Annotated in this window: 9 protein-coding genes; 4 read left to right on the plus strand and 5 right to left on the minus strand. The window is 64.6% G+C overall.

What is annotated here, in order from left to right:
* The 4 genes from A3728_RS04995 to A3728_RS05010 form a co-directional block, all read right to left on the minus strand.
* A partial coding sequence (locus A3728_RS04995; RefSeq protein WP_201722292.1) for a CHASE2 domain-containing protein occupies positions 1–234 on the minus strand: 234 nt, incomplete at its 3' end.
* A gap of 130 nt (positions 235–364) precedes the next feature.
* Positions 365–1,444: a methyltetrahydrofolate cobalamin methyltransferase gene (locus tag A3728_RS05000; protein WP_067920815.1), complete on the minus strand. Its 1,080-nt coding sequence runs from the start codon at positions 1,442–1,444 to the stop codon at positions 365–367.
* Positions 1,445–1,458: 14 nt separating this feature from the next.
* Positions 1,459–2,388, minus strand: a complete 930-nt coding sequence (locus A3728_RS05005; protein WP_067920828.1) for a 5,10-methylenetetrahydrofolate reductase — start codon at positions 2,386–2,388, stop codon at positions 1,459–1,461.
* A 31-nt stretch (positions 2,389–2,419) separates the two neighbouring features.
* Complete coding sequence (locus tag A3728_RS05010; protein ID WP_067920818.1) at positions 2,420–2,719, minus strand: virulence factor; 300 nt, start codon at positions 2,717–2,719, stop codon at positions 2,420–2,422.
* 230 nt (positions 2,720–2,949) lie between these two features.
* Here A3728_RS05010 and A3728_RS05015 point away from each other — a divergent pair, with 230 nt between their 5' ends.
* From A3728_RS05015 to A3728_RS05025, 3 genes are all read left to right on the plus strand, one after another.
* Positions 2,950–4,065, plus strand: coding sequence for a Ppx/GppA phosphatase family protein (locus tag A3728_RS05015; protein ID WP_067920820.1), 1,116 nt, complete (start codon positions 2,950–2,952; stop codon positions 4,063–4,065).
* 1 nt (position 4,066) lies between these two features.
* A complete protein-coding gene (locus tag A3728_RS05020) occupies positions 4,067–4,789 on the plus strand; it encodes an RlmE family RNA methyltransferase (RefSeq protein ID WP_067920822.1) in 723 nt (240 codons plus the stop codon).
* A gap of 79 nt (positions 4,790–4,868) precedes the next feature.
* Positions 4,869–5,402 (plus strand): hypothetical protein, encoded by a 534-nt coding sequence (locus A3728_RS05025; RefSeq protein ID WP_067920824.1) that lies wholly within the window; start codon positions 4,869–4,871, stop codon positions 5,400–5,402.
* On the opposite strand, the gene A3728_RS05030 is transcribed toward A3728_RS05025, so the two are convergent.
* Positions 5,377–6,780, minus strand: coding sequence for a pyridoxal phosphate-dependent decarboxylase family protein (locus tag A3728_RS05030; protein WP_067920826.1), 1,404 nt, complete (start codon positions 6,778–6,780; stop codon positions 5,377–5,379). The two genes, A3728_RS05025 and A3728_RS05030, sit on opposite strands and share 26 nt — an antisense overlap.
* Positions 6,781–7,011: 231 nt before the next feature.
* Here A3728_RS05030 and A3728_RS05035 point away from each other — a divergent pair.
* Positions 7,012–7,404, plus strand: a 393-nt coding sequence (locus A3728_RS05035; protein WP_443069423.1) for a sodium:calcium antiporter, incomplete at its 3' end; no start/stop codon positions are given.

Below are 7,404 nucleotides of genomic sequence, written 5' to 3' on the forward strand. Positions count from 1 at the left end.
TTCCGCCACGAAGGTGCGCGGCCAAGGCCATTGACCCAACTCGCGCAGCGAAGCTTCGTCGATATCCACCACATGAACGGGGGCAGCGGGGTCGCGGGTGCGGGGGGCGGCGCGCTGGTAGCTGTCAAAGACCGCGTTGCGCAGCGTCTTCACGAAGGGCGGTGCCATGATCAGCAGCAATGCCATGGCAAGCGTCACGGCGAGGCCTGTCAGCCAGATTGTCAGTCGCGGCACATGGACCCCCGTGTTTTACCGGGGGTATTTCAACGGGCAAGTCCCTGCATGGCAAGAAAAAACTGCCCGGCGAATGGTGTTCGGGGCGGCCATTGCGCGGTATTGGACCGCTCCGTTGGCCGCCTCGGCGTCAGGCGCGGCGGCGTCCGCCTGTGCGGCCTGCGCGGCCCCGGCCTTCGTGGCCGGCCTTCGGCGCCACCTTGTTGAACTTGATCCACTCTGTCCCATGGGGGTCGCGGTCGAACAGGAAGTTGGCGGCGCGGATGGCCTCCATCTCCTTGCCGGCCTTCGGCTTGGTGGAGCCGAAGTTGAACAGCTGAAGGAAGGTTTCATCGTCCATGCCTTCGGGCAGAACGACACCGGCGGCTTCCACCTCGGCGCGTTTTTCGGCGATCTTGGCGGCGTTGAGCGGGACAGCTACCGGATTCATGATGGCGCTGGTCATCCCCGCCCCCATGGCCATGGGCAGGAAAGCATTGTTGATCCCGTGGCGGTTGGGCAGCCCGAAGGAGATGTTCGAAGCACCGCAGGTCGTGTTGACGCCCAGTTCCTCGCGCAGGCGGCGCACGAGGGTAAAGACCTGATGACCGGCCGTGGCCATGGCGCCGATCGGCATGACCAGCGGATCGACGACGATGTCATGGGCGGGAATGCCGAAATCCGCCGCACGCTCCACGATCTTCTTGGCCACGGCGAAGCGCACGTCCGGGTCTTCGGAGATGCCCGTGTCGTCGTTGGAGATCGCCACGACCGGCACATTGTATTTCTTGACCAGCGGCAGGACGAGTTCGAGCCGCTCTTCCTCTCCGGTGACGGAGTTGAGCAGCGGGCGGCCTTCGCAGGCTTCGAGCCCCGCCTCAAGCGCGCCGGGAACGGAGCTGTCGATGCAGATCGGCACATCGACGACCGATTGGACGACCTTGATCAGTTCGGGCATCAATGTCGGTTCGACGAAGTTGTTGTCCGCATAGCGGGGGTCTTCGGCCATCTTGTTGGAAAAGACCGCACCGGAGTTCACGTCGAGCACGGTGGCCCCCGCCGCGACCTGGGCGATGGCATCGGATTCCACGCGGCTGAAATCGCCGCGTTCCAGTTCTTCGGACAGGATCTTGCGGCCCGTCGGGTTGATCCGTTCGCCGATCACGCAAAAGGGCTGGTCGAAACCGATGATCGCGGTTTTCGTTTTGGATTCGACGACGGTTCTTGTCATGTGCGGTCAGTCCTTCAGGATGCGTTGGCCGGGGCGGCGGAGCGACCGCCGTTTTCCATGGCCCAGTTGGCGTTGGTCTTGATGCCGCCCAGCGGAAAGAAGTGGACGTGCGTGATGTTGAAATCCGGGTTCTCGGCCTTGTAGGCCGCCAGCTCGTTGATCACATCTGTCGGCTCGTAAGGCAACAGCAGCTTGGTCACGTCCATCGCACGTTTCTGCAATACCTTCAGCGAGGGGCCGACGCCACAGGCAATGGCGAACTTGATCAGCGTCTGCAGTTTCGCGGGGCCCGCGATGCCGATGTGAATGGGCAGGTCGATGCCTGCGAACTTCAGGCTGTCGGCCCATTCGATGATCGGCTGCGCCTCGAAGGCGAACTGGGTGGCGATGGCCATCTTGGCATCGGTGCGTTCGGAAAAGCCCTGCTTCCACTTCAACGCGTCGTCGACCCGCAGGCGGGTGCCGTCGGTATCGATGTCGCGGTTCCCCTCGGGGTGCCCGGCCACATGCAGCCGCTCGAACCCGTGCTTGTCGAAGAGGCCCGTTTCCATGAGCTGCATGGAATCCTCGAAATCGCCGTGGGGCGTGGCCACGCCGCCGGCCAGCAGCAGGGCCTGGCGCACATCCGCTTCGCCCTGATACATGGCGATCCAGTTTTCCAGCGTGGCGCGGTCCTTGATGATACGCGCCGGGAAATGCGGCATGACCTTGTAGCCATCCGCGTTGAGGCGTTTTGCGGTGGCGACCATGTCCTCGATCGGCGTGCCCTCGATATGGGCGATATAGACGCGGGTGCCTTCGGGCAGCAGATCGCGGAAATTGTCGACCTTTTCGGCGGTGCGGGGCATCACCTCGATCGAGTAATCCTTGAGGAAGGCCTCTACCGCGGCGGTGGGGGCCTCGGGCGCGGGGGTTTCCTTGCGGCGGAAGTTGAGCAAAGACATGATGTTATCCCTGAATGTGGTCATCGGGCCTTCAGGCCCATCCGTCGTTTTCGATCAGTTTGCGAATGCGGTCGCGGTCGTATTCGGCCTCGATGCGGGACACTTCCGCATCGGCCACGGCTGCGTCGTCGGTGCCCGGTACCTCGACCGGCTCGGCCTTGCGCCATTCGGCGAGATAGGCATCGCTGTCGCGGGCGTTCACCTTCATGGCGGCACGGTCGATGGCCTGTTCGAACCGTTCGGGCAAGGCGCGCTTGGTGCCCCGGCGGCCCTTGCCGACGATGACCTGCGCGGGAATGTCGCGCCAGTAGACGATTGTAACTTCGGGCATGGATGATTCCCCGTTCGCGCCGTTTGGCCCTGTCTAAGTGAAGCACCGTTCCCCCCGGTGCCGGTTTTCGACGAAACGGGGTACGGTAACGACTTGGGGTCGTTTTCGCACAATGGTGCGGGGAAGGGCAGACCCCCTGTCGCGAAACCCGGCTGCGACAACTCGCGACGCTTGCGTGAAAGCCCCTGAACCATTACCTTGAAGCCAACTCGATATGAAAGGCGCGAACCATGGCGCCAAAGCGTCCCAGAGGTGCGGGCGCGCTCGACTTCACAACGGCTCTGAGCCCCGCGCCAGTTCCGTCCGGATCGAAAGAGCTTTACGCAGCCCTGGATCTGGGCACTAACAGCTGCCGCATGTTGATCGCCCAGCCTAGGGGCAGCGGTTTCCATGTGGTCGACAGTTTTTCCAAGTCCGTCCAGTTGGGGGCGGGGCTGGAAAAGACCGGGCGCCTGTCGCGCGGATCGATGGCGCGCACCATACAGGCACTGCGCATCTGTCAGCAGAAATTGCGGCGTAACAAGGTCAGACGCATGCGGCTGGTCGCCACCGAAGCCTGCCGCCGTGCGTTGAACGGGGCCGATTTCATGCAGCGGATCCAGCGTGAAACGGGCCTGCGGCTCGATATCATCAAGCCCGAGGAAGAGGCGCGGCTCGCGGTCATCTCCTGCGCGCCCCTCGTCAGCCAAAAGACGGAAAACCTGCTGGTGGTCGACATCGGCGGCGGCTCGACGGAGCTTGTCTGGATCGACATCCGGCATGTGCCCAAGGCGGACCGCGCGCAATCCATCATGCGGCTGCATACCGGGTTCAAGCAGGCGGTATCGGACATTCCGGCGGCCAAGGTGGTGGACTGGATTTCGGTCCCCCTCGGGGTTGCTACCTTGCGTGACCAGTTTTCCGACGTAGAGGACGACGCCGCGCGCTTTGCCTTGATGAGCTGGTTTTTCGAAGAGAACCTCGCCGATTTCACACCCTATCAGTCGGCCCAGCCGCAGGAGCGGTTCCAGATCGTCGGCACCTCCGGCACCGTGACGACCGTCGCGGCGAGCCATCTGGGGCTGAAGCGCTATGACAGGACCAAGGTGGACGGGCTGCGCATGACCAGCGCGCAGATCGACAAGGTGATCCATTCCTATCTGGCGATGGGGCCGGGCGGGCGGCGTGCCGATCCGCGTATCGGGCAGGACCGGCAGGCGCTGATCATGTCCGGGGCGGCGATACTTCAGGCGCTGATGCGCTGCTGGCCCACGGACCGGTTGAGCGTTGCCGACAGGGGCCTGCGCGAGGGGCTGCTCTACGCACAGATGAGCGCGGACGGCGTTCTCGAAGAAGGAAAGTACTGAGATGGCAAAGACGCCGGACGGCAAGAATACCTCGGGGCGCGGGCAGCGCGATCTCAAGGTCAAGGTGAAATCCGCGCGCGGGCGCAAGCTCAGCTCGACGCGCTGGCTTCAGCGGCAATTGAATGATCCTTACGTGAAGCGCGCGAAGGCCGAAGGCTATCGCGGGCGGGCGGCCTTCAAGCTGCTGGAACTGGACGAGAAGTTCCGCTTTCTCGTGCCGGGGGCCCGGGTCGTCGATCTGGGCGCGGCCCCGGGCGGCTGGTGTCAGGTCGCGGTGCCGCGGGTGAACGCGTTGGGGGAAAAATCCGGCAAGGCCATCGGCACCATCCTCGGCGTCGACCTGCAGGAGATGGAACCCATCGCGGGGTGCGAGCTGCATCAGCTCGACTTCATGGAGGATGACGCGGACGAGAAGGTGAAGGAATGGCTGGGCGGGAAGGCCGATGTGGTGATGTCGGACATGGCGGCGTCGTCCTCGGGGCACAAGCAGACGGACCATCTGCGGATCATCGCGCTCTGCGAGGCGGCTGCCTATTTCGCCTTCGACGTGCTGGACGAAGGCGGTACCTTCGTGGCCAAGGTGCTGGCCGGCGGGGCGGAGGGCGATCTGCAGAAGTTGCTGAAACAGCGGTTCGCCAAGGTTGCGAATATCAAACCGCCCGCCAGCCGGTCGGATTCTTCGGAAAAGTTCGTTGTCGCGACGGGGTTTCGCGGGGCCGACTGACAAAGGCGGTGCCCGCTTCACCCGGACTTAACGGTTACGCCATAGCCTGCGGGGAATCCCAGCAGCGCGGTATGGTTCCATGTGGCATTCGGCCTTTGTTCTACTCCTGATCATCAGCCTCGGCTGGTCCGGCCTTGCCCGGGCTGATGACCGTGCGGCGGCCGTGTTGGCCTATATTGATCGGGATATCCTGTCCTGGGTCGGGGATGCGCGCCTGTTGGCGGCCCTGCGGGGGGCCGCAGCCGGTCGAAGGGGGAGCCTGCCTGCGGCGGGCGCGCTGCTGTCGGCCCGGGTCGGCGCCGCCGGGGGGCAAATCCTCCACGCCTCCCTGCATGGCGCGGGGGGTGAGGCAATTGTTGTGACCGGATCGCGGAATTATATGGCGGGGCAAGGGCAAATCATCGACATACTTAGGAAGCGGGGCAAAACGCCCGTCATCGACGGCGCGAGATTGTCCCGCACCGCCATGGGTCCGGGGGGCATCCTGTCTTTCCCGGTGATCGACCCGGCGAATGGCCGGTTGCTCGGCTCTCTGCGCATCGCGATTGACGCGGGTGCTGCGCTAACCCTCGCGGCGCGAACGGGCGTCAGCTTGCCTCCGCCAATTCGGTGATCACGTCGAAGGCCGTTTGCACATCCGCCTCGGTACTGGTGAAGGCTCCGGCCTGAAACCGAAGCACCAGCTTTCCGTCCACCCGGGTCTGGGTCAGGTAAATCCGACCGTCGCTGTTGATCCTGTCGAGCAACCGCTGGTTCACCTCGTCCGCCGGGCCGCCGGGCAGATAGCGAAAGGTGAAGAGCGAGAGGATCGGCTCCGTCACAATCTCGAAGCCTTCCTGCGCGCGCAGCCGGTCCGCCAGCGTCCGGGACCATAAGACATGGTTGCGGATCATATCGCGGAGATCCTCCAACCCATGGGCCCGCAACAGAAACCATAGTTTGAGCGCCCGGAACCGCCGCCCCAGCGGCACGGACCATTCGGAATAGTCGATCACGCCATCGGCGCCATGGGTTCGTAGATATTCGGGGCGGATCGCCAGCGTTCGCACCAGATCCTCGGGCCTGCGCATGTAAAGGAGCGTGCAGTCGAACTGCGCGCCCAGCCATTTGTGGGGATTGACGACGACGCTGTCCGCGCCCTCCACCCCGTGCCAGAGCTCTCTGAACTCAGGGCAGATCATCGCCGACCCGGCCCATGCGGCATCGACGTGTGTAAACAGCCCCTCGGCCTTCGCCACGGCGATGGCGGCGCGCAGGTCGTCGCAGGCACCCGCCCCGGTGGCCCCGGTACAGAGCACCACGCCGCAGGGCAGATGCCCCGCCGCGCGGTCCGCCGCGATGGCGGCTTCCAGCGCCTCCACATCCATCGCCCGCCGGGAGCCTGTCACCGGGATCCGGATGAGGTTTTCGGCCCCGATCCCCGAAATCCAGACGGCGCGATCCACCGAGGAATGTGCCTCCTCCGAGACATAAACCCGCAGCCTCGGCCCCTCCGCCAGCCCCTTGGTATTGCCCGCCCATTCCAACGCGCGCTCGCGCATGGTCAGAACGGCACAAAGCGTAGCGGTGCTGGCACTGTCCTGAATGGCGCCTGTGAACTCCTCCGGCAGACCAAGCGCCTGCCGCATCCAGTCGCAGACGCGCGTTTCCAGTTCCGTCGCGGCGGGAGAGGTTTGCCAGAGCATGCATTGCGCGGCCAGTGCTGACACGTAGTATTCCGCCAGCACCGAAACCGGCGCGGCATTGGCGGGGAAATAGGCGAAGAAGCGGGGATGCTGCCAATGGGTCATGCCCGGCACGATCGTGGCTTCGAAATCGCCCACGATGGTTTCCAGATTTTCGGCCCTCTCAGGCGGGGAGGGCGGCAGGGCGGCCAGAATCTCCCCCGGGGTGACCTGGGCACGCACGGGACGCTCGCGCAGCGTTTCATGGTACCGCGCCGCCCATCCCGCCGCGCGCGCCCCCCATTCGCGAAAATCGGTCCAGTTCATCTAAATCTCCGGTCAGTTTGCTGGCGCAATCTGACCTTTCGCCGCGCCGAAGGAAAGGGACCGCCCGATCGCCGGGCTGGACCGCAGCACCTTTCGTCATAGCTCATGTCGAAATCTATCTCGCCGCGCAGGGGCCGGACCTTGAAGTGGGTTCGCGCGCGCGCCATCTGCTTTCAGCGACCGCCTTGGCCTCTGCGGACGCGTTTTCAATCCGGGGCCAGGGACAGTTGCATGGATTACCTTTTCGTCATCGGCGGGCTCGTCGGTCTTTTGCTTGGCGGTGAAATGCTGGTGCGCGGGGCTGTTGCCCTTGCCCAGCGGCTTGAAATCCCCCCGCTCGTCATCGGCCTGACCATCGTGGGTTTCGGCACCTCGATGCCGGAGCTCGTCACCTCTTTGCAGGCCGCGCTCGTGGGAGCGCCGGGTATTGCGCTCGGGAACGTGGTGGGGTCGAACACGGCCAACATCCTGCTCATCCTCGGTGTTTCCGCCGTGCTGGCGCCCGTGATCGTCGGCAGTGCGGCGTTCAAGCGTGACGGGGCGGTGCTGATGGGGGCGTCGCTGCTCTGTGTTGCCGTCGTGCTCTGGGGGCGCGTCGGCGCGGGCCTCGGCCTCGTGATGGTG

Origin of the sequence: Sulfitobacter sp. HI0040 (assembly GCF_001634885.1) — a bacterium.
Taxonomy (GTDB): Bacteria; Pseudomonadota; Alphaproteobacteria; order Rhodobacterales; family Rhodobacteraceae; genus Sulfitobacter.

Coding starts and splice junctions, on each gene's coding strand:
- A3728_RS05000 (WP_067920815.1), bottom strand. CDS start 1,444: ATGACAAGAACCGTCGTCGAATCCAAAACGAAAACCGCGATCATCGGT.
- A3728_RS05005 (WP_067920828.1), bottom strand. CDS start 2,388: ATGTCTTTGCTCAACTTCCGCCGCAAGGAAACCCCCGCGCCCGAGGCC.
- A3728_RS05010 (WP_067920818.1), bottom strand. CDS start 2,719: ATGCCCGAAGTTACAATCGTCTACTGGCGCGACATTCCCGCGCAGGTC.
- A3728_RS05015 (WP_067920820.1), top strand. CDS start 2,950: ATGGCGCCAAAGCGTCCCAGAGGTGCGGGCGCGCTCGACTTCACAACG.
- A3728_RS05020 (WP_067920822.1), top strand. CDS start 4,067: ATGGCAAAGACGCCGGACGGCAAGAATACCTCGGGGCGCGGGCAGCGC.
- A3728_RS05025 (WP_067920824.1), top strand. CDS start 4,869: ATGTGGCATTCGGCCTTTGTTCTACTCCTGATCATCAGCCTCGGCTGG.
- A3728_RS05030 (WP_067920826.1), bottom strand. CDS start 6,780: ATGAACTGGACCGATTTTCGCGAATGGGGGGCGCGCGCGGCGGGATGG.